The organism is Devosia oryziradicis (assembly GCF_016698645.1).
Lineage (GTDB): Bacteria > Pseudomonadota > Alphaproteobacteria > Rhizobiales > Devosiaceae > Devosia > Devosia oryziradicis.
In genome coordinates this window covers 2,659,635-2,681,561 of the sequence record NZ_CP068047.1, presented here as the reverse complement: position 1 = coordinate 2,681,561, position 21,927 = coordinate 2,659,635, and the positions used below count along the sequence as shown (strand labels likewise).

Sequence of the window (21,927 nt, the reverse complement as noted above, 5' to 3'; positions counted from 1 at the left end):
GCCTCGATTCTGGAAGCGCGTAATTCTGTTGTCATTCGATGCGGTCGCATTGTCAGTTGCGCTCTGGGCCGCATTTGCTTTGCGCTTCGGCGTTTGGACGCCACCCAATACCGTCGATCAGTTTCTGACCGTTCTTACTGCTCCGATGGTGGCCATCCCGGTATTCGTGCGTCACGGACTCTATCGCGCAGTGATCCGCTACCTGCCAGAAAAAGCCCTCTGGACCATTGTGCAGGCGATGACCATCGCGACGCTTGTCTGGGTGCTGGTGGTGTTTTTGCTGGAGATGTCGGGTAGGACGGTCGTTCCGCGGTCCGTGCCACTGCTTTATTGGGCCCTCGGCACCATGCTGATCGGGGGTAGCCGTTTTGCGGCTAAAAAGCTGCTTTGGCCGCGGGAAGAGGCGCTGGGCATTCGCAAACCCATCGTCATCTACGGTGCTGGAAGTGCTGGTGCGCAGCTTTCGGCCGCCATCGCCCGCGAAGGACGGATGTTCGTCGTCGGGTTCCTGGATGATAGTCCGCGGGTTCAAGGCAGCGACGTGGCGGGGATCAGGGTATTCCCGCCGAGCCACCTATCAACGCTGCATGAGCAGTACGGCGTACAGGAAGTTATCCTTTCCATACCGTCGCTGACCGCAACACGCCGGCAGGAAATCCTGGCCAAGATCAGTGGTCTGGGCGTCAAGATCAGGACGCTGCCCGCCATCACGGATTTGGTGAGCGGGAAGTATTCGATCAATCGTATTCGGGAGATCGACATAGACGATCTCTTGGGCCGTTCGTCCGTGCCAGCGGACCCGGCGCTTATAGCGGATATGATCGAGGGGCATTCGATCATGGTGACGGGCGCCGGAGGGTCGATCGGGTCCGAGCTTTGTCGGCTTGTCGCTAAATCGTCGCCACAGAGACTGGTGTTGTTCGAAGCGAATGAATTTGCACTCTACACTATCGAGCGCGAACTCGCGGCGCTTACAGACGTGGTCGTCGTTCCAGTGCTGGGCTCCATTACAGATAGCGCGTGCGTGGCCCGCACTATGGCCAGCAACAATGTGCAGGTCGTATTCCACGCCGCGGCCCACAAGCATGTTCCGCTGGTTGAGGCCAATGTCCTGGAAGGCGTGCGCAACAACGTTTTGGGAACGCTGACCGTTGCCAGTTTGGCACTGAAGCACGACGTCGAAACCTTCGTACTCATCTCATCGGACAAGGCTGTGCGGCCGACCAATGTCATGGGCGCGACGAAGCGCTGGGCGGAATTCATCATCGGCCACATGGCCACCGCGGCCGCCGCCAAGCAGACGGGCCAACGCTTTACGGCCGTTCGGTTCGGTAATGTCCTCGGCTCGAACGGATCGGTGGTGCCTCTGTTCAAGGAGCAAATCAGCCGTGGAGGGCCAGTGACTCTGACCGATCCGGAGATGACCCGGTACTTTATGTCAATTCACGAGGCGGCCGAGCTGATTGTTCAGGCAGGTGCGTTGTCGGAGGGCGGGGACGTCTTTCTTCTCGAAATGGGCAATCCGGTTCTGATCAAGACCCTGGCAGAAAACATGATCCGGCTTGCCGGCTTCAGTGTCCGGGACGAGGCCAATCCTCGCGGCGAGATCGAACTGGTCGTCACAGGCAAAAGGCCGGGCGAGAAAATGTACGAGGAGCTGTTTTACGACGAGGCGGCTGCAACCAAGACCAAGCACCCCAAGATCATGCGGGCGCGTGGCGCGGCGAACAGCAGCCGAGTCGAGGAAGCCCTTGCTGAGCTCCGGGAGGCGCTGGATGCTGGGAATGAACCCGACGTGCGCCGAATACTATTCGGCTTTATCCAATAGTGTTGCACGCTCCAGCCCAGTGATTACGTCGACCACTCGAGAAATCTGGCCATCGGTCAGGTTTGAGCCAGAGGGCAGGCAGATACCCCGTTCGAACAGCCCATCCGAAACCGACTCGTTGGAGTGGCGGTAGTATTCAGCATCGGCGAAAACCGGCTGCAGATGCATCGGCTTCCACATCGGCCGTGCTTCGATAAACTCGTCAGAGAGCGCCTCTATGAGCTTGTTGACTGTTATCGGCGCATGCGGCTTGAGCACACAGGCGGCGAGCCAGTGGGTCGAAAAACTCCATTCGGGTTCAGGCATCCACTCCAGCCAGTCAATATGGGCCAGAGCAGTGCGATAAGTTTCGAACACGCGCCGACGTGCCGCCACGCGCTCCTCAAGTACTTTCAATTGACCGCGCCCAACCCCGGCCAGGATGTTGCTCATCCGGTAGTTGTAACCGACGACGCTATGCTGGTAGTGCGGCGCCGGATCGCGGGCCTGAGTGGCAAGGAAGCGGGCGCGTGCGGCCATCTCGGCGGAGTCGGTAACCAGCATGCCGCCGCCTGAAGTCGTGATGATCTTGTTTCCATTGAAAGAGTAGATGCCGATCTTGCCGAACGTCCCGGACGCGCGACCGCGATACCTTGCGCCCAGCGACTCGGCCGCATCCTCGATGACGGGAACCCCATATTGGTCACATAGGGCAACCAGCGGATCCATGTCCGCACTCTGCCCATAGAGGCTTACAATAATTACCGCCTTGGGCAGTTGGCCGGCAGCCTTTGCGGCCTGCAGGGCGCGCTCGAGGGCCTGCGGGGACATGTTCCAGCTTTCCGGTTCCGAATCGATGAAAACCGGGCGCGCGCCCTGATACAGGGCGGGATTAATGCTGGCGATGAATGTTAGGGTCGAGCAGAAGACCACATCACCCGCGCCAATTTCGAGAAGGCGCAGCGCAATGTGGATCGCGGCCGTACCTGAGCTTAGGGCGACCGCGTGCTTAACCCCAACCATCGCGGCCAACTCGCTTTCAAACGCATCAACGTTTGGACCCAGCGGGGCTATCCAATTGGTTCGGAATGCCTCGGCAACGAACTCCAGCTCCGCTTCGCCCATGTGGGGCGTCGAGAGCAGTACCTGCTGATCTACTTGGGAGCGCTCGATCAGGTCAGTCACGCGTCCGTCGGCGTTGACGACGGGTATGTGGTTAATCACTGCCTGCTGCATCAATGTCAGCGCGTGGCGACGGGTATAGCCATCTTCCAATACGACTGACTTGAGTGCGGGCAGGGTACTCAGGTCATCGTTCAATGTCTTGCCATCGAGTAACAGTCGGCGCAGGTCACCATCGGTGACGGTGCGTTCAAAACGCCCATCGCCATCGACCAGGAGCAACACGCCAACGGCCGCAACGTCAAGCGCAGCAAGGGCATCCCGAATTGTCGACGTGCGTGACAGACTGATTGATTCAAGATTTCGAGACATTTTTTCAGACCTTTTTCGCAGGCACGCCTACGTAAACTGCGGATTCGGTAACGTTCTTAATAAGCACTGCCCCTGCGCCAATCGTGACATCGGGAGCAATGGCCACACGGGGCAAAATATTGGCGCCCGCACCAATCAAGCTGCGATGCCCGACCGAAACGGCGCCCCCCAGTGTTGCCCCCGGCGCAATATGCACAAAATCGGACAATATGCACTCATGATCAACAACAGAAGCATGATTAATTATACAGCTTTTGCCTGTCACAGCTTGCGCAGACACAATTGCACCGGCGGCCACAAATGTACCTTCTCCAATAACCGCTCTCGCCGAAACAATGGCGCGTGGGTGGATTATTGTTTGAAGGTTGCAGCCAAGCTTTGCAATTTCAGAGGAAACACGTTCGCGCGCTTTGTTGTCGCCTATACAGATATGGACTGCCCTGCCGGAAAAGTTTGCAGGGTCAAAAGCCTGTACCTTATGCTCACCAATCTGGTGGCCAACACGCGCATCGTTCTGATCGAAAACAGCAATCGCCTCGGTAGGTACGCCTAGAGCGGCCAGGCTGTCGAGCACAACCAGCGCATGGCCACCTGAACCAACGAGGCGAATGCTCTCAATATGCATTGGTTTTTCCCGCGGAAAGCCGCGCCAGGTCCGCAGTGGCCAAAACCTCGGCGATGCGCTCCCCGGCACGGCCATCGCCATACACGTTGTTGGCGGGATATCTGCGTTGGGCCAGGGCAGCACCGATCGCGGCAGCAATACCCTCCTGATCGACCCCTACATCGATTATGTTCGCGTTGCGCTCCCGCAAGTTCTGGCGGGAGCCGATGTTTATGACCGGGGTGCCAAAAGTTGCTGCTTCGATGATCCCACTGCTCGAATTGCCGACCATCAGATCGGCGGCGGCCATGAACTCGACAAAAGTAGGGCGAGGCAAGTGGGTGAAAAGCTGTAATTTTCCTGCCGAGGCCAGGGTTTCAAGCCTGTCACGCACGCCGGCACTGCCGGCATCCGAGTTTGGCTTGAGAGCGACGACTTGAACATCAGCGGCCAACAGGGCATCGACAATGGATGCGACATGCGCGCCCGCAGCTGACGCTTCTTGCAAGACCGGATGGTAGACCAAGAGGCCCAATGCTCGCTCCGGATCAAGGCCATAGTCCGCCACCAGTGCCTGCCGATTGCGACATGGCAGTTTATCCAATCCGTCCAGCCCTGGTGCGCCGACAACGTGGATATCTGCTTCGGCCTCGCCCATCGAGATAAGCCGCTTGCGGCTATCCTGGGTAGCAACGAGATGCAGGCTGGAGAGCTTGGAAATAGCATGCCTGACCGGCTCGTCCACCGTTCCCGAACGCTCGCCGCCGTGAATATGCGCAACGGGGATGTTGAGGTGGATCGCCGCAATCGCACCCGCTAGCATCTCGCCGCGATCGCCCAGCAGCAAAACCACGTCTGGAGCTTCCGCTTGGAGGACCGGTACAAATCCGGTGAGCATCCGACCGACATTGGCGCCCATCAGCGCTCCGGTAGGCGTGCCCGCCTCGATTCCGACCCGCGCCGCAATCGTCAGCCCGGCCTTCTCGATCTCGCCCACAGTCAGCCCGTAGGCCGGATCGAGGTGCATGCCGGTCACCAGGACGCTGACTGACAGGCGAGGGTCGGCCTCAAGGCGTTTCAGCGTGGACTGCATGAGGCCAAAGTCAGCGCGGGTCCCGGTGACATAGAGGATGTGACGGACTGGCGTCACTGCAGATCAGTCCACTGCACGGTCTGTCCGGCAGCGATGGGGTGACGGGCGCGCTTGCCTAACACGTTCTGGAACTCGGCAGGTGGTATGCCTGTGCCCGGGCGTAGGAGGGCAACATCCTCAGGTCCGATCGACGCGCCGGCGGCGATGTCGCGGAGGGTGGTGACGCTGCGACGGACGAGGGCGCGCACGGGCAATTCGGAAGCGGTCGGCGCCTTGATTCCGTCACCCCGCGCCGACTCCACGTCGCGAATGGCCTTTATCAGCGCCTTGAGCTCATCGGGTTCGAGGGATGCCGCATGGTCCGGGCCGGGCAAGGTCTTGTCCAGAGTAAAGTGCTTCTCGATAACCGTGGCACCCATTGCGACCGCTGCGGTGGAGATTGCGATCCCCAGCGTATGATCCGAATACCCGATGGGCATTCCGATTTCCTCCGCCATGCTCAGCATAGCCCGCAGGTTCACATCGCTAGCGGCGGCCGGATAGTTGGACGTGCAATGAAGAATGGTGACGATTTCTTCGAGCGGAGCTGAAAATCCGTTTCGGCTGCGCTCCGCAGCTATGGCGGCCACCGCCTGCTTGACCTCTCCCATATCTGCCATGCCGGTGGAGACGATCATGGGAAGGTTCTTCGATGCCATGTGGGCAAGGAAGGGCAAGTTAGTGATCTCGCCCGAGGGTACCTTGATCCGGCGGATTCCCATGGAAACCAGGAAATCCAGCGCATCTTCGTCGAATGCCGTCGACATGAACTCGATGCCCAGTTCCGCGCTGCGCCGGACCAGTGCCTCATGAAGCTCGTGGGACATTTCGAGCTTGGCCAGCATGGCATGCTGATCGCCGTCCCCCGTCATCTTCTTCTGGTATTCTGCTTTTTCCGCACCCTTGCGAGTGAGCTTGTCGGCTGAGAAGGTCTGGAATTTGACGGCGTCGGCGCCACTTTGCGCTGCAACCTCAACGAGCCGCATGGCTTGCTCGCTGTCGCCATCATGGTTGACCCCAGCTTCGGCAATAATGAAGGTGCTCACGGTGTGATCCCGTATTTGGTGGCGATGGTTTCGGCGATGAGCCAATCGAGCTCGTCGTCGATGTCGGCAGCTTCGAAAGGCTGGTCGCACAATACACCCGCGATCCGCGAGGGAAAGAAGGTTCGTTGCTCGTGTAGGGCAGCAGTTCGCGCCAGGTAGAGGTTACCGGCTACCGAAACGGCCGCAGGTAAGTCCTGACCGCGCAGTTTGAGCAAATCAGCACTATGCATTGATGTTAATTGGCCTCGGTCGCCCAGCGAGAATGTGTGAAAGGGATGCGTCCGGGCTGGCGCAACTCCCACTACGGCGTCGATCTCACTATCACCTAGCAAATCGCGGGCAGCGTCCCACCGCGACGCCAAGCGAATTGGAGAGGTTGGCTGCAGCAACGCTACGGTGTCAAATTGGCGACCTTGGGCCGCCTCATGGTCGATGACATCCAGCACAGCGTCGATGGTTGCTGCCGTATCGGACGCAAGATGCGGTGGTCGTAACCGCGGAACCTCGATTCCTTCGGCCGCTGCCACCGCGGCAATGTCGGGCGCATCCGTAGAAACAACCACGCGGTCAAAGCCCGCATAGCCCAAGGCAAACCTTATGGACCAGGCGATCAGCGGGACACCCAGGAATGGCCTGATGTTCTTGCCGGGCAACCGCTTGGAGCCACCCCGGGCCGGTATGACTGCAAGCGTCCTCATACCTCAGGAGCCGACAAAGCTCGCCAGCAAGGCCAGCCCCACCTCACCGCTGCGTTCGGGATGGAACTGCGTTGCTGTAATATTGTCCCGTTTGATCGCTGCGCAGAGGCGATGCCCGCCGTAGTCAAAATCTGCGAGTCGGTCCGTGGGGTCTGTTGGGTGCGGAACGAACGAATGCACGAAATAGACTGCCGGCGGCCCGGACGCCTGTGACTGCATCATCGTGCCGTCCCACGTGTTGCGGGACGGGGGGAGGAGCAGTTCGTTCCAGCCGATGTGGGGAACGCGTTGGGAAATGCCTGCCGTCGTCCTTGGTGGCACCGCCATGACGCGGCCTGCAATGACACCCAGGCCTGGGCTATCGCCGAACTCTTCGCTGCCTTCGAACAGGATCTGCATGCCGACGCAGATGCCCAGGAGCGGCCGCCCCGTTTCGGCAAATGCGCGGATGGCATCGCCATGACCGCGACGCGTCACTTCGATCATGCTGTCGCCAAAGGCGCCCACACCCGGCACAACCAAACGCTCGGCCGTCGCAGCATCGCGCGGATCTTCGGTAACCTTGAGGTCGGCACCAGCCCGCTCAAAGGCGCGTGCGACATTGAGCATGTTGCACATGCCGTAGTCGAGCAGGGTGACACTGCGGGAGGTGGTCATATCTGCCTTACTCCCAAGCCTTCGGCAAGGGCGCGCGCGCGTATGTCGCCAAGAGTCAGGGTCTTGTAGTGGAGAACATGCGCCATGGAGACGGCGTCAGCGCGTCCCTTTGCGGCAGCGTCGACAAAGTGATCCAGCGTGCCCATGCCGCCACTGGCGATCACCGGCACAGTGACTGCGTCGCTGACCTTGCGGACCAGGTCAACATCGAAGCCTTTCCGTGTACCCTCACGGTCAACAGAGGTCAGCAGGATTTCGCCAGCACCCAGCGTGACACCCTTGACCGCCCATTCGAGCACATCGAGCCCGGTTCGTTCCCGACCGTTGTCAGTGAAGACCTCCCATCGACCTGGGGCAACCAGCTTTGCCTCGATCGACAGAACCATGGCTTGCGAACCGAAATGGTGCGCAATTTCGGTGATCAGTTCGGGACGGCTCACGGCCGCCGTGTTGATCGCCACCTTGTCGGCACCCGAGCGCAGGATGTGGCGCGCATCGTCGGTCGAGCGGATGCCGCCGCCCACGGTGATCGGAATGAACACCTGGTCGGCGGCTCGCGAGATGATGTCGGAAAGATTGTTGCGGCCGTAAAGGCTGGCAACGATATCCATGAACACCAATTCGTCGGCCCCAGCCTCATAGTAGCGCAGGGCGAAGTCGTTGGGGTCGCCCATGACGCGCAGACCCTCGAGCTGGACGCCCTTGATCAGGTTCTTGCCCTTGATGTCCAGACGCGGAATTATGCGCAGATTGCTCATTCGACCTCACTTCTGGGCCTTGCCGCCGGCTGGCGGCAGGCCCTAGGGGTGGCTTACTGATTCCAGACGGCGTGGCGCAGCTGCCACTTGTCGTCTTGCCACTTCCAGAGATGCGGTGAGCGGAACGTGTCTGTCAGCCGCGTGAAGTAATCACGGTCCATGATCGGTTCCTCGAACATCTTGTTCGCCTCGGGGAACTCATTTTCCGGGATGCTCAGGTAGCGGAAGATCTCATCGGCGAAGCGCTCGGGGAACTCATGGTCGAAGCGCTTGACCAGGGCCACACCCTCATCGCGGTCGATGTCGCCAGAACGGATTTCCTGCGCCGCGTCGTAGCTGGCTCGTCCCAGACCGAACTTGGTGCCGGTCGTGTAGTAATGGAAGTCATCGATGCGGTCGTCGATGCTGTTATACTTGGAGTAGGTGCCAGGAGTGCGCTCGGGGGACGGGATAAACCCACCATGTTCCACCGCGTAGTAGTAGGCACTCTGCGGATGCCACTTGAGATAGTAACCGAGGTAGTGGACTTCGACCTTCTGTTCCTCAATCTGGTTAGGATCGGCCGGCAGATAGGGTAGCAGGTCCTGGTGGACGAGACCAAACTGGCTCTTGAGGTCGGTCACCGAAACGCCGCCCAGATGCACCTTGGACTGATCCGCTGCCGTGAAGTAGGACCAGTCACGCTTGGCCGTTTCGGTGTCGGCGATCGGATTGCCATATTCGGCTTCGTTCTCGCCGTAGAAGACCAAGGGAATCTTGTGCAGCAGGGCCATCTTGGGTGCCAGCGACTTCTGGCCGAACATGAAGGCCTGGAAGGGATGGAACAGCAGATCGACGGCGAGGCGGGTCAGCAGCCGGTGGGCGCGGCCATTGGGCGTCATCAACATGTTGTCGTGGCCGGCATGGATCCAGCTCTGGAAGTTCTTCCAACCCCATTCGGTGTAGATGTGGGGCGCCCAGGTGACCGTCAGGGGGTGCATACCATACTTGGTGCGCAGGATATGCGATGCATAGAAGCTGTCCTTGCCGCCGGAGCCGGGGACAATGCAGTCATAGCTGCCATCGGTGCTGCGATGCTGGTTGCAGACCTCGATCAGGGCACGCTCACGCTCTTCCCAATCGATCACCTGGTTCTTGCGCTCAGCAAAGCGGCAGGCGTCGCAGATGCCTTCCTCGTCGAAGTGAATGGTCTTCTTCTTGGAAGCTTTGGTGTGCTGGTATTCGACAGCCGAGTTCGGGCGCTGGTTGGAGATCACGCAACGCTTGCAGAACACCACTTCCTGGGGGAGGCCGTACATCGTGCCCGGATCGGCCAGATCTGCCGAAAACTGACTCTTGTCCACTCCGCGCGGCGACGGGATCCGTTCCATTCAAGCTTCCTTCTTCAGTATGGCTAGCCGGCCGCCAGCGGGAAAACGTAGGGTGCGTTATCTAGAAATCGCGGGCGCCGCAATAAATCCGTGCCATCGTTAAACATAATTCGTCCCGGGCAGGAAGGCGAAAATTACGCCAAGTGCCTTCCTGTCCTATCTGGTGGGGCGATTGGCAGGGGGACTAGTTCTTTGCCGAACAACTAAGTCTTCCAGCCAATTCTCCAATCGGCTGACCACGGAATCTCGATCGAATTCACGCCGCGCATATTCGCTGCCGCGGCGCCCCATTGCCAGGCGTTGCACAGGCGGCATCGCCATCATTTGGCGCACAGCAGCGGCGAATGCCGCTGCATCGCCGGCAGGGGCCGTAAGCCCAGCCTCGGCCAGACGGACGACCTCCGCGCCTTCCCCGTCGATCATGGCCAAGATGGGCTTTCCGGCAGCAAGATAGGTTTGCACCTTGCCTGGTATGGTCATGGCAAAGGCCGGCTCAGGCCGCAGAGCCACGAGAGCAGCATCAGCATGCTTCAAGAAAGAGGGCATACGCTCCAGTGGGTGCCGGCCGAGCAGGAGCACCTGCTTGCCCAACTCGCGACGGGCAACCTCTGCCGCCAGCCAGTCCGAGCGGCGACCGTCTCCCACGATAAGCCAACGCACTGGCTCATGCCGCAACAGGTGCGCGGTATCCAGAATGGCAGGGAAGTCCTGTGCGTCGCCAACATTGCCGGTAAACATAATGGAAAACACGCCATCTGCCGCCGCTACCTCGGGGGCCGGCTCAGCGTCGTCGACGGGGGCGCGATCGTCCGACCAACTCGGGAAGTAGCCGATCTTCTCGCTTCCCCCAGCCTGCCGAGCGATCTCCACCACAAAACTGCGTGACTGGACCAGGATGAGGTCAACGCTTCGATAGATGAGCCGTACGAGTGCTTCCACCGCCCCGAGGATGGCCGGGGAGCGCGTCACCCCAACCGCAGAGAGAGATTGCGGCCAGAGATCAAGCACCCAGAAGGCCATGGGTACCCGCTTGATGGCCTTGAGCAACATCGCCGGCAGGCCGACCGTGACCGGCGACGGCTGATAGACGAACATCGCATCGAACCGCCTGCCACGGAGCACCCATGGCCCCCGGATTGCCGCGGACACGACGAAGCTGATGTAGTTCAGCGCCAGATTCAAATTGCCCTTGTGCCGTGGTCGAAGCGGCACGCGGATCACCTCGGCGCCTTCGTAGGCATCAAACGCAGCTTTGTCTCGGGCATACTCTGCAAAGATCTCGCCCTGCGGGTAGTTTGGCTCTCCCGTAAGGACGGTCACCTGGTGCCCGCGGCGCACCAGTTCTGCAACCAGGTCATTGATGCGAAAATTCTCGGGCCAGAAATACTGGCTGACGACGAGCAGTCTCATCAGATGGTCTGCCGCCAGACCGTCCGCATAACATAGTCGCGGTAGCTATGGATGATCCGTACGACCTTCTCGGATACCTGCGGCATGGAATAGTCGGCGACCGCGCGCAGTGTTCGGTGCTCACCACGGCCCTGGTCGCCCAAGATGTTCATCGCCTGCAGGATGCGTTCGAGGTCGAGCCCCGTCATCATGACCGAAGCTTCCTCCATGCCCTCGGGGCGCTCATGCGCCTCGCGGATATTTATCGCCGGAAAGTTGAGGATCGAGGACTCCTCGGTAATGGTGCCGCTGTCGGACAGCACCACGCGGGCGTTCATTTGCAGGTTCACATAGTCCGTAAAGCCGAGGGGCTTCAGCAACTGGACCCTGGGATCGAAACTGATGCCCGCAGCATCGATGCGCTTTTGTGTCCTTGGATGCGTTGAAACAATGACGGGTGTGTTCCACTGGGCGGCAATGCCGTTGAGGACGTTGTACAGCTTGCTGAAGTTGATTTCGGAGTCGATGTTTTCTTCTCGATGCGCGCTGACTACGACATAGTTCAATGGTTTCAGCCCCAGCGTCTCGAGAACGCGCGAAGAGTCAATGGCCGAACGATAGTGGCTGATCACCTCCAGCATCGGCGAGCCGGTCTTGATGATCCGGTCTGGTGGCAGGCCTTCGCGCAGCAGATATTCCCGGGCTATGTCGGAATAGGTGAGGTTGATGTCAGCCGTGTGGTCGACGATGCGCCGATTGGTTTCCTCGGGCACACGTTGGTCAAAGCATCGGTTCCCCGCCTCCATGTGGAAAATGGGCACTTTGCGGCGCTTGGCGGGAATCGCGGCCAGGCAGCTATTGGTATCGCCTAACACCAGAAGCGCATCCGGCTGCTTTTCTGCCAGTACCTTGTCGAAGGCGATGATGATCTTCCCAATGGTCTCGGCCGCGCTGCCCCCGGCAGCTTCAAGGAAGATATCGGGCTGCCGAATACCCAGGTCGGCAAAGAAGATACCGTTGAGTTCATAGTCGTAGTTCTGCCCGGTATGGACCAGAATGTGCTCGCAATACTGATCCAGGCGCGCGATGACACGAGACAGCCGGATGATCTCGGGGCGGGTTCCCACCACGGTGACGACGCGAAGCTTTTCCATCAGGGTAGTACCTTGGCCGCAATGGTATCGGGGCGCTGCGGATCGAACAGCTCGTTGGCCCACAACATGACGAGCATCATGTCATCGCCGATATTGGTAATGTCGTGGGACCAGCCGGGCACCGTTTCGACCACCGTTGGCGTTTCGCCCGAGGTTTCGACGGTAAAGACCTCATCGGTAAGCACGTTGCGGAAGCCGAAGCGGGCGCGACCCTGCACCACGAGGAATTTCTCGGTCTTGCTGTGGTGATAGTGTCCACCGCGCGTGATGCCTGGATGCGCGGTGAAGAATGAGAACTGGCCGCTATCGGGTGTCCGCAACATCTCCACGAACATCCCGCGAGGATCCGTGTGTGCCTTGAGCGGATAGGCGAAGTTGGCCGGGTCGAGATAGCTGACATAGGTCGCGTGCAAGGCGCGCAGGAAGCCGGTGCCAACGGCGCCCGTCACCAGATTGATGCGGCTGTCACGGAACTGTTCCAGCTGTTTGGCCAGTTCGCCAACGGTAGTCTCATAGACCGGGGATACATCCGAGGAAATTGAGCGATCCGACGGCGCGGCCGCAATGGTGGCAAACTGCTCCACGACATCGTCGATATAGACCAGCTTGAGCGCGGCCGCGGGATCATTGATGGTCAGTGGCAGGCCGCGCGAAACGTTGTGGCAAAAAGTGGCAACAACCGAATTGTAGTTCGGGCGACACCATTTGCCGAAGACGTTGGGCAGGCGAAAGATCCAGCTCGAGACGTCAGCACCTTGCGCGTAATTCGCAATCGATGCCTCGGCAGCCTGCTTCGACCGACCGTAAGGGTTATCCGCCGCGGCCTGGATCGAAGAGGCATATACCACCGATGGCGGGGAAGGGAGCTGGCGCATTGCGGCAACCAGCCGCTCCGTCATGCCGACGTTACCGGTTTCGAATTCATCGGTGGTTTCGGGCCGGTTTACCCCCGCGAGATGGAACACTACCTCCGCTTGTGCAAGCGCCGCGCCTAAGGCGGCACTGTCAGCCGTATGCGGAATGCTGACGACGGTGTGGTTCAACTCCCGCAGCCGCAAAACTAGATTGCGCCCGATAAAGCCGCTTGCACCGGTAACCGCAACAATCGTCATGAGTTTGCTCCGCCCCCTGCCATGCTTTCCTGCATGTAGTCGAGCCGCCTCAGCAGGTCGGTCATCTGTGCGACATCAAGGCGATGCGTATTGTGCGAGTTGTATTCGGTGACCTGGTTGATACGGGCTTCGCCCAGTTCGACATATTTTGCGTAGTTAAGATCCCGCAGGTCGGGTGGAATTCGATAATATCCGCCAAGATCCAGGGCACTGGCCATTTCCTCCCGGCTCAACAGGGTTTCGAAGAGCTTTTCGCCGTGGCGCGTGCCGATGACTTCTATGGGATGATCGGGAAGGCCAAGCAATTGCAGCATGGATGCTGCCAGCGTGCTGATAGTCGCTGCTGGCGCCTTCTGAACGAAGATGTCGCCGTTCTGACCATTGGTGAAGGCGTACATTACCAGTTCGACGGCGTCGTCCAGGGTCATCATGAAGCGCGTCATTTCGGGGTCGGTGATGGTAATCGGCCTCCCCATTCCGATCTGCTGGGCAAACAGGGGGATGACCGAACCCCGCGAGGCCATGACATTGCCGTAGCGCGTTCCACAGAGAATGGTTTGACCGCCGCCTAGTTCGCGAGACTTGGCCACCATCACCTTTTCCATCAGGGCCTTCGAGATGCCCATGGCATTGATCGGATAGACAGCTTTGTCAGTGGATAGGCAGACAACGCGCTTTACCCCATTGGCGATAGCCGCTTCGAGCACGTTTTCGGTACCCAGGACATTTGTCTTTACGGCCTCCATTGGGTGAAACTCGCAGGAGGGCACCTGCTTGAGTGCTGCGGCATGGAAAATATAATCCACGCCACGTGTCGCGGCGATAAGGCTTTGCGGGTCGCGGACGTCGCCAAGATAGAATTTGAGTTTATCGCTCGCATAACGCTTGCGCATGTCGTCCTGCTTCTTCTCGTCCCGACTGAAGACGCGAATCTCCCGGATCGAGGAAGCAAGGAAACGACGAAGGACCGCATCCCCGAATGAGCCCGTACCGCCCGTAACCATCAGGCACGAGTCGTGGAAGATGTTGGTCACCATGCTGAGTCCCGCTGGACGTTTGGAACATTACGCCCCGCACCGGCGAGGCACGGCTCCATTACCATGAAAACCCGGATTGACCACTGCGGATCAAATGTCGGTTCAAATGCGCAACCGCCCTGTACCGCAGAAGCGGATCAAGCTAACGGTGCAACGAACGCATCCTGTCTACGAAGCCATGACTATCAGGCCCTTGGAGGTCACCTTGAGCAACGATAGCAGACCAGAGACCCTGCGGGCCGATGAATACTTCGGCCTGCTGGACGCCATTGTCGTTGTAGCGGAAGTTTGGAAGGAGTTGGTTGTCGCTTGTATTCTGGCGGCGGCGATTGGCTTTGGATACTACCAGATACAACCAAAAGTCTACGAGTCGCAGGCGGTCGTAGTATTGGATCCGGTGCAGTTGGCCAGATTTTCTGCCCCCGATTTTCTAGAGCGGACCGGCGTTGACAGGGCAATGTGGTCGTTGGATCTAAGCCACATGAACGCGGGGGAGGACTCCCTTTCCGCCTCATACCTCGTGTCATTCCGCGCAGGCTCTCCGGCGGCGGCACAGACCGGCCTCGACGGGGTGATCCAAGCTTTCAAAGCTGAGACTGCACCTGACGCGGCGCAGACGGAACTACTCCAGCGTTCCAAGGCGCGCATACTAAAGGCTATAGACGACCTCGACCTCATCAGCTCGCGTCTCGTTGCTGAGGCACAAGGCACCATTCCCCGTTCCGAGAGCGACGCATATGCGCGGTCGGTCGCTATGTTGCTGGATCAGCAAGCAAAGCGTGAAAATGAACTACTGGACGTGGAGCTCAAGCTCAAAGGAAGCAGCGATATCGTCGTTACGCCCCCCAGCTTGCCGACCTCCGCCCTAGAGCGAAGCCTACGGGCAGTTATCGTAGCGAGCGTAGGAATCGCCGTTTTTCTGGTGCTGTGCTTTGCCTTCGGCCGCGAAGCAGTGCGTCGCGCCGCCCGCACTTCTTCGGGATCACAAAAGCTGCTACGGCTTCGCCAGGCGTTAAAGTGGCGGCGCTCCTGACACTCGGCACGCCGGTCTCCACTTCGCCAGAGCACCAGAAGTCTTGCTCCACCGATTGCGAAGCCCTGGACGTGCCTGCAGTGGCAATCTGCGCAGGACGAACCTAATTGAGGGTTGCCAGTATTGCTGCCGCCACGCGGTCGCCCGCCTCTCTGGGATCAGTCAAATTGGCGCGCGCTGCCTGCCAGAGTTGCCTGCGCGTTTCGGGCAACGCGGCTGAGCGGACCCTGTTCATGTCGGCCCGTTCTTGAACCAGATGAGCAATCCCTGCGCTTTGATAGGGAAGGTCGTGAACGCTGGTCACTGCATCGAAGACAGCCCGGACTTCCTGCTCGGTCAGCCACGCAACGGGAGCGATCAAAGGCGTGGCGGAGAAATAGTTCAAATAGGCTGCGTCGTATAGGCAGTTCGACAAAATACTGGTCGCAACGTCGCAAGCCAAAAGGGCAGACTCAATTGTCCAATCCGACAAGGTGCGTTGGGTTACTCCAGCGGCGGCGAACAGGGACTCTGTTGCCTGCTGCCCCGCGGCACTCTCCCGAGGATGAGGCTTATAGACTAGCTGGCAACCGGTATCGGCAATCGCTTCAATCCAGGCGGCAAGAGATTTTCGGTAGCCAGGAATATGGTGTAGCGACTGACCGAACCAACCATAGACCGACTGGTTCTCAGAAATATTTAGTTTTGACCGTATCTTACGGCGTTCTGCGGCAAGGTCCAGGCGCGCCAACCTGGCATGCCGGGGCGAACCGACGACGAAGCTGGACTTACCATGCTTGGCCTGATTGACCGTCCGAGCATACTCGTCCAACGCCAGGAAGGCATCGGCTCCGCTACCGAAAAAGCGGTTCTGCTCGCCCCAGAAGTCCTGCATAAGCAACGCAGGTACCTTGCGTACGGCAAGCAGAGCTTCATCGATACCGCCGTCCCCCGGAGACGACAGGCCAGCGACGATGATATCGGGCTTTTCTGCGTCAAGGAGGCCTTTGGCAAGGTGCAGCATGGCTTCGGCATCGCTTCCGACAGTAACGGGCGGAAGCAGTACCGGGATGCAGTCAACGCCGAGCGCTTGCAGGATCAGCAGGGCCGGGGCCTGTGCGACAACGACCACTTGCCAGCCCGGCTGGGCGGCAAGACTGACCATTTCGGCAATGTGGTGGGCTGCAGCGGCATCCCGTGCGGAGAGGAGAACTTTCGGCAAGGAAAGGCCTTGTTGTTGCTGGACAAATCTGGCGATAGTTTCCCGCCGGCGCAAGCGCAACCGTTGCTCACGACATAGCTTGTCTTGCCTCAACCGCACATGAGTGAACCGAGGGCGCTGGCGTCAGGACCATGATGATCATTTTCGCTGCTTCCTCGATCTCACAACTCACGCTTCTCCAACTCGCTGCCAACGCGATGCAGCGGCAGGGCCACGAGGTCTTGATGGTCAACTTCAGCGAGCTGTCAGGCGTCAGCGCCGCAATTCGGACGGGAGCCGAGGCGGCCGGAATGCAGTTCGCGGACTTTGTGGAGCGAGTGGCCAGGACCGAATTGAGCGATGCGGAAACTGTGTCTCTGGCGGAGCTGACCGCGTGGACGCCGACCGAAGGTGAACTTTCCTATCGCGCCATGTTCTCCGGCCAGCGCAAAGCGGCCCGGCTGATGCTAGACGAGGCTGATGCGAGCTTGTTGCTGGTCTGTGAAGACGGACCAGGAGGGTGCGCGGCATTGATAGCGGCTGCAAAAGATCGGCGGATTCCCGTGCTGGATATGCCATTCGGCATCGGCGAGAGCAGGGACTACGACAATGCCCTCCGAGACAGGGCCAGAGAGGGCAATCTCAACTTGGTGCCGACTTCGGAAGCCGGCACCAACCTAAGGCGCTATGCTGGAAACTGGATCAAGACGATCGAGCAGGGCGATGCTACCCTGATGCCGGTCGAGGTCATTCTCGCACGAGTGGCCGTAGGACTCGATATCGAGCAGCCCTGGGTTGTGCACGGTGGGTCCGCTGACGCGCTGCTTGTTGAATCGCCGGCAATGGAGCGCATCTATCGCCGGGAGGGAGTTCCGGCGGAAAAACTGGTAATGACCGGCAGTTTTTACGCTGACGCCGTTGCGTCGGTGCTGGCCGCACAGCCGGCGTTGGCCCAGACGGCGGCATATGGCCGCCCAATGGAACCAGAGCGGTTAAGCGTATTACTGGCGCCACCGCCAAGCCGCCACGACACCCACGCGAAATTGGCCGAGTTCGCCACATACGCTGAGACGGTCCGGCGCTTCGTGGCAGCGGCAAAATGCGGCGGCCGCGCTGATGTGACGGTCAGCCTTCATCCTGCGACCCTCGCTGAGGATCGTGCGCTTTGGGCTGCGCAAGGTGTTGCAATCTCCGAACAGTGGATCATTGAGCTCATTCCTCGACATGACGTTCTGCTGACGTCATTTTCCAGCACCAGCCGGTGGGCGATCGCGTGCGGCAAACCTGTCGTCAACTACGATATGTATCGGCTCGATCTTTCCACCTACGAGGGCGTGGCCGGTGTTGTCGAACTGCGCGAAATGGACGGTGTCGAGCGCCTTCTGTTGGCCATGGCCAGCGTAGACGGCACCTACGCGCGCCTGGCGGCGCAGCAGCGCGCCAGGGGGGCGGAATGGGGTGTGCTCGATGGACGCGCAGGCGAACGCATCCTCAAGGAAGTCGACCGCTGGATAGCCGGCAGGCCCAACAAGGCAGTGCGCGGCGATACCGGATATAGCCGAGCGTCGGTCTACGCCCCAAACGCCCAGCCCACTCGGCCCAAGCACATGTTCGTTTGGTTGGGCGACCAGATTGAGCGGCGGCACGATCAGCCGGCAAGCCTGCTCGATGTCGGTGCAGCAGCCGGCGATTTTCTGTCCTATGCGGCGGATCGTTTTCCACAAGCGGAACTCCAGGGCATCGAATTTGATCCGGCCTTGGTGGCGCAAGGCCGCGAACGTGGCCGGCCAGTCGTGCAGGGTGACGCCAACGATCTGCGCGACCTTACTTCGGGGCAATTCGAGGTTGTGCTCATGACCGGCACACACAGCATCTTTGAAGACTTCCGCACCTCGCTTGCTGAGTGCATTCGCGTAGCAAAGGGAGGTGGCACCGTCCTGGTCACCGGACTGTTCAACCCATTTCCGCTGGATGCCCGCATTCACTGGCGCTATCCGGCCCAGTGGGACGCCCCGTGGCATCCCGGCTACAACATGGCGTCAATGGAAAGCGTGAGGGCTTTCCTGGCCGGGCAGCGCCGCGTCGCTGGTGCAGAATTCCTGCCCTTCGAACTTCCATTCGATCTTGCTCCGCAGCCCGACCCGGTGCGCTCCTGGACGGAGGCAGCGGGGGAGGGAAGGCGCACGCTACGCAACGGCATCATGCAACTGCCCATGCACTGCCTCAAAATCGAATTGGCTGAGGACAATTGAATCAACCATTTAATATCGGCAGGACTGCAGTCGGTCCGGGACATCCTCCGGCTTTTTTCCCGGATATCGACGTCTACTTCAAGGCAGATCTCGGCTTGGCTCTGGACCTTGTGGCTCGGATCGCGGCGTCCGGTGCCACGGTACTCAAGGGTGCCATAATCCACGACGTGACACTTGCCGCACCTCATGGGGACACGCAGTATTTTGTCCCCGGCCGCGGCATGGTGCAAGAAAGCTACCGTGCTGTGCTGGAGCGTCATGTTGTTCGGCTCAGCGATCTTGAGGTGATCATGACTGCTGCGCGAGACGCGGGACTAGACCTGGTCATGAGCATCTATGACGACGAAGGGCTGGCATTTGCGCGCGACATGCAGGTCGATGCTGTCAAGGTGGCCAGCAGCAACATTGTGCATGCGCCGCTCATTCGCTCGCTGTCAGCAACTGGGCTGCCGCTGATTATTGACACCGGCCGCTCAAGCATGGACGAGATTGCCCGCGCCGTCGGCTGGGCCCGTGCGGCGGGTGCGGAAAAAATGCTAATCCAGCATAGCCCGCCTGGCCCCCCCGCCGCGGTCTCAGCATTCAACCTCCGCATGATGGCTGCTCTCGGGAAGACCCATGCCACGTTGTGCGGCCTGTCCGACCACGACCAGGGCACTGAAAGCGTACTGACGGCCGTGGCGCTGGGGGCGCATGCGCTCGAGAAGGGCATTCGCGCTGACGCCGCGCACGGCGACATCGACCTGGCCCATGCGCTGCCGATCTCCCAGCTACCTGAACTGCTGCAGCGTATTGAGCGGGTCTATCAATCGCTGGGCGATTCCCAGCGGTCCTTTCCCGCAGATCGACCGCGTCCGCCGGATCGGATGGGGCTGGTCGCCAACGCCGATTTGCCGACGGGTACCGCGCTGTCACGCGCTAAGGTTCGCTTTAGCTTTCCGGCCGCGGGCCTCGGGGTCGAGATGTGGGATAGCGTCGAGGGGCGCCGACTTGCAAGGCCTCTGACCGCCGGACAGCCGATTGTGGCCGATGACATCGACGATGGCAGTTGATCTTCCAGCGCACCCAGCGCTCCGGCCGTTGCCGCTGCACTATGAACCGATATCGGGCGAGGTGGCAGATACCCTCAGGCGGGACCTGGGCGCCAGAGCTGTAGATCGGGCCAGGACGGCGCATGCGGCTCCGTATGGCTATTATCGGGTGACAGGCGAGCAGGCACTCTTCGTAAAGGTTTCACCGCGGGAGCGCCTTTCGCATGTCCAGGCTGTCCAGGCTTTGGTAACGCAACTGCAAGGGGCAGGGTGCCCTGTGCAGCCCATGCTCGGCGCACCCCTGCACATTACAGAAGATGCGATGGGCCTGATCTATCCCTACATCCCCGAGCGATTTGCACAGGACAGCACGTCCGAGGCGGGGCAGGTTGGGGCCGCCCTGCGAGGCATACACGAAGCACTGTCCTCGATTGCCCCGTCAGTGGCACCGGCAAAGATATCGGAGCAATGGCACGCCGTCATCCTGCGCCTACGGAATTGCGCGTCGCAAGACCCATTGGTGGGCGAAAAAGCCGCCGACATTCTGTCCCGGTGGGAGGCGGTTGTCGATATGTTGGACCAAGGCAGTCAACTCATCCACAACGACTATCATCGCGGAAACGTGCTGATGGGACCCGAGGGGGTAGTGGCCGTGCTCGACTTCGATGATGCTATTGCCGCAACCGGCTCGCCACTGATCGACCTCGCCATTGGGCTTGAGCGCTTCTGTCTCGCCGGCGCCGCACCGGCGCTCGGTGCCCGTCTTTCGGCGGCTTTTTTGGGCGGCTACGGTCGCGGCCTGGCGGACCTATCGGCCGGCGAGCTGGAATGCATTGCTACGGCCCGATTGCTCTTCAGCCTGGGTATCCTTCACGCCAACCCTCGATGGGACGACCCAGGTTGGCAGGCCGAGCATGAAAAGTTCATCGGCCTGTTGGCAAATTGGCAGATGTGGCAACAGATGCTTGTCGAGGCCGGTCTGCGGCCGTGACCCTGCGATAGACCGCGAGCAGTTCTGCTGCATTTCTTTGTGGATCGAAAGTGCGGTGGGCCATTTCGGCGGCCGCCTCTCCCATCGTCTGTACCAAGGCAGGGTCGCGACAGAGGCGCTCGATGGCATCGGCCAGCGCGACAGGATCGCGGGCCGGAATTGCGAGTCCGGTAACGCCGTGAATTAGCGTGTCCGGCTTGGGATCGGACAGGCAGACAATTGCCGGTTTGCCGCCAAACGCCGCCTCGAAGACGGGCCGGCCAGGTGCATCGAAATGCGAGGGGAAGCAGAGCACGTCCATCAGGCCGTACGCCTCCGCGATTCGCTGAGTGAAACCCAGCATGTGGAAGCGGTCGGATAGCTTGAGCCGCTCTATCTCCGCCAACACCTCTTCCTTGGCGTTTTGACCCAAACCAAGCTGCCGCAGCAGGCCGGCCTTTATGCCCCGTGACGGCGCAGCGTCGTCACCCACCACGATGAATTCGACGTTGAGCCCACGGTCGCGCGCAATGGCGGCAGCGGCCACGAGTTCGTGGATGCCCTTGACCTTGAGCAGGTTGCCGACAAAACCAACACGCAACCAGCCGGACCGGAGCCCGCTTGGAACAGGCAGTGGCGGCGCGTCGACGGCGACGCGATGCGGCGTAAAGGCATTGTGGATCACGCTGACAGCCAGGTCAGCGGGTAGGCTGGCTCGCACCGTTTCGTCAATCGCCACAATGGCTTCTGCCCGCTTCCGTAACATCCAGGTTACGAAGCGTGTGCGTAGCGAGTGCGCGTCGTTGCGGGCAACGGACCGCACATGCACAACTACGGGCGCGCCAAACAAGCGGCGGGCCAGCCACCACGGCACAATGCCGGTGAATTCATTGACGTGGATCAGGTCAACCTTGCCCCACCGCCTTCTGGCGCGCAGCAGAGCGAGCACGGTAGCGGGCAGATAGGCGACTTCGCGCAGGGCAACCAGCCAGCGCAAGCCGCGATAGTGGCTGTAGCGCGTATTGTCGAACTGGCTCACCCCGCGAGCGGTCTCGACAGGTCCGAGGCGCGCAAAAAACGGTTCCACCGAGCCCGCCGCAGTGACGAAGTACGGGTCCACCGATCCTGGCGGGAAGGCGCCGACTGCTTCGGTCAAGCTGCGTGAGGCGCCGCCGAAGGCGCCGATCATGTGGATGTACAGGA

The 21,927-nt window shown here is 60.2% G+C and carries 19 protein-coding genes; 5 read left to right on the top strand and 14 right to left on the bottom strand.

The genetic code is table 11. The features are described 5' to 3' along the window. Window positions 1–25 precede the first annotated feature (25 nt). The gene (locus JI749_RS13435) at window positions 26–1,828 is read left to right on the top strand and encodes a polysaccharide biosynthesis protein (RefSeq protein WP_201662843.1); all 1,803 of its coding nucleotides are present in this window, start codon (window positions 26–28) and stop codon (window positions 1,826–1,828) included. Here the strand turns inward: JI749_RS13435 and JI749_RS13430 are convergent. From JI749_RS13430 to JI749_RS13375, 12 genes are all read right to left on the bottom strand, one after another. Beyond that, window positions 1,808–3,301: an aminotransferase class I/II-fold pyridoxal phosphate-dependent enzyme gene (locus tag JI749_RS13430; RefSeq protein WP_201654798.1), complete on the bottom strand. Its 1,494-nt coding sequence runs from the start codon at window positions 3,299–3,301 to the stop codon at window positions 1,808–1,810. The genes JI749_RS13435 and JI749_RS13430 overlap by 21 nt on opposite strands. Before the next feature lie 4 nt (window positions 3,302–3,305). Next, complete coding sequence (locus JI749_RS13425) at window positions 3,306–3,926, bottom strand: acetyltransferase (RefSeq protein ID WP_201654795.1); 621 nt, start codon at window positions 3,924–3,926, stop codon at window positions 3,306–3,308. Further along, window positions 3,916–5,055: a UDP-N-acetylglucosamine 2-epimerase gene (neuC, locus tag JI749_RS13420; protein WP_201654792.1), complete on the bottom strand. Its 1,140-nt coding sequence runs from the start codon at window positions 5,053–5,055 to the stop codon at window positions 3,916–3,918. Before neuC ends, JI749_RS13425 begins: the two co-directional genes overlap by 11 nt. Further along, entirely contained in the window at window positions 5,052–6,083 is a 1,032-nt protein-coding gene (neuB, locus tag JI749_RS13415; RefSeq protein WP_201654789.1) for an N-acetylneuraminate synthase, read from the bottom strand. The genes neuC and neuB overlap by 4 nt, the downstream gene beginning before the upstream one ends. Then, on the bottom strand, window positions 6,080–6,781 hold the full coding sequence (locus tag JI749_RS13410; RefSeq protein WP_201654786.1) for an acylneuraminate cytidylyltransferase family protein: 702 nt from the start codon (window positions 6,779–6,781) through the stop codon (window positions 6,080–6,082). The genes neuB and JI749_RS13410 overlap by 4 nt, the downstream gene beginning before the upstream one ends. Window positions 6,782–6,784: 3 nt before the next feature. Continuing rightward, window positions 6,785–7,438 (bottom strand): imidazole glycerol phosphate synthase subunit HisH, encoded by a 654-nt coding sequence (gene hisH, locus JI749_RS13405; protein WP_201654783.1) that lies wholly within the window; start codon window positions 7,436–7,438, stop codon window positions 6,785–6,787. Then, on the bottom strand, window positions 7,435–8,196 hold the full coding sequence (hisF, locus tag JI749_RS13400) for an imidazole glycerol phosphate synthase subunit HisF (RefSeq protein WP_201654780.1): 762 nt from the start codon (window positions 8,194–8,196) through the stop codon (window positions 7,435–7,437). Before hisF ends, hisH begins: the two co-directional genes overlap by 4 nt. Before the next feature lie 53 nt (window positions 8,197–8,249). Continuing rightward, window positions 8,250–9,566, bottom strand: a complete 1,317-nt coding sequence (locus JI749_RS13395) for an N-acetyl sugar amidotransferase (protein ID WP_201654776.1) — start codon at window positions 9,564–9,566, stop codon at window positions 8,250–8,252. Window positions 9,567–9,722: 156 nt separating this feature from the next. Next, window positions 9,723–10,976 carry a glycosyltransferase family 4 protein gene (locus JI749_RS13390; protein ID WP_201654773.1) on the bottom strand — a complete coding sequence of 418 codons (1,254 nt, stop codon included), beginning with the start codon at window positions 10,974–10,976 and terminating at the stop codon, window positions 9,723–9,725. Then, the gene (gene wecB, locus JI749_RS13385; protein ID WP_201654770.1) at window positions 10,976–12,109 is read right to left on the bottom strand and encodes a non-hydrolyzing UDP-N-acetylglucosamine 2-epimerase; all 1,134 of its coding nucleotides are present in this window, start codon (window positions 12,107–12,109) and stop codon (window positions 10,976–10,978) included. The genes JI749_RS13390 and wecB overlap by 1 nt, the downstream gene beginning before the upstream one ends. After that, window positions 12,109–13,221, bottom strand: coding sequence for a UDP-2-acetamido-2,6-beta-L-arabino-hexul-4-ose reductase (gene wbjC / locus JI749_RS13380; protein WP_201654767.1), 1,113 nt, complete (start codon window positions 13,219–13,221; stop codon window positions 12,109–12,111). The genes wecB and wbjC overlap by 1 nt, the downstream gene beginning before the upstream one ends. Further along, window positions 13,218–14,246, bottom strand: a complete 1,029-nt coding sequence (locus tag JI749_RS13375) for a polysaccharide biosynthesis protein (protein ID WP_201662840.1) — start codon at window positions 14,244–14,246, stop codon at window positions 13,218–13,220. The genes wbjC and JI749_RS13375 overlap by 4 nt, the downstream gene beginning before the upstream one ends. Window positions 14,247–14,463: 217 nt before the next feature. Here JI749_RS13375 and JI749_RS13370 point away from each other — a divergent pair, with 217 nt between their 5' ends. Beyond that, complete coding sequence (locus JI749_RS13370; protein WP_201654764.1) at window positions 14,464–15,291, top strand: hypothetical protein; 828 nt, start codon at window positions 14,464–14,466, stop codon at window positions 15,289–15,291. Window positions 15,292–15,394: 103 nt separating this feature from the next. Here JI749_RS13370 and JI749_RS13365 read toward each other — a convergent pair whose 3' ends face one another. Further along, entirely contained in the window at window positions 15,395–16,492 is a 1,098-nt protein-coding gene (locus JI749_RS13365) for a glycosyltransferase family protein (protein WP_201654761.1), read from the bottom strand. Between the two features lie 131 nt (window positions 16,493–16,623). Here JI749_RS13365 and JI749_RS13360 point away from each other — a divergent pair, with 131 nt between their 5' ends. Genes JI749_RS13360 through JI749_RS13350 form a run of 3 tightly spaced genes read left to right on the top strand, consistent with a single transcriptional unit; the run spans window position 16,624 to window position 20,745 of the window. Then, complete coding sequence (locus JI749_RS13360; protein WP_201654758.1) at window positions 16,624–18,723, top strand: class I SAM-dependent methyltransferase; 2,100 nt, start codon at window positions 16,624–16,626, stop codon at window positions 18,721–18,723. Continuing rightward, window positions 18,720–19,775, top strand: a complete 1,056-nt coding sequence (locus JI749_RS13355) for an N-acetylneuraminate synthase family protein (RefSeq protein WP_201654754.1) — start codon at window positions 18,720–18,722, stop codon at window positions 19,773–19,775. Before JI749_RS13360 ends, JI749_RS13355 begins: the two co-directional genes overlap by 4 nt. Continuing rightward, entirely contained in the window at window positions 19,753–20,745 is a 993-nt protein-coding gene (locus JI749_RS13350; protein ID WP_325166742.1) for a phosphotransferase enzyme family protein, read from the top strand. The genes JI749_RS13355 and JI749_RS13350 overlap by 23 nt, the downstream gene beginning before the upstream one ends. On the opposite strand, the gene JI749_RS13345 is transcribed toward JI749_RS13350, so the two are convergent. After that, window positions 20,678–21,913 carry a glycosyltransferase family 4 protein gene (locus JI749_RS13345; RefSeq protein WP_233280758.1) on the bottom strand — a complete coding sequence of 412 codons (1,236 nt, stop codon included), beginning with the start codon at window positions 21,911–21,913 and terminating at the stop codon, window positions 20,678–20,680. The two genes, JI749_RS13350 and JI749_RS13345, sit on opposite strands and share 68 nt — an antisense overlap. Between the last annotated feature and the right edge of the window lie 14 nt (window positions 21,914–21,927).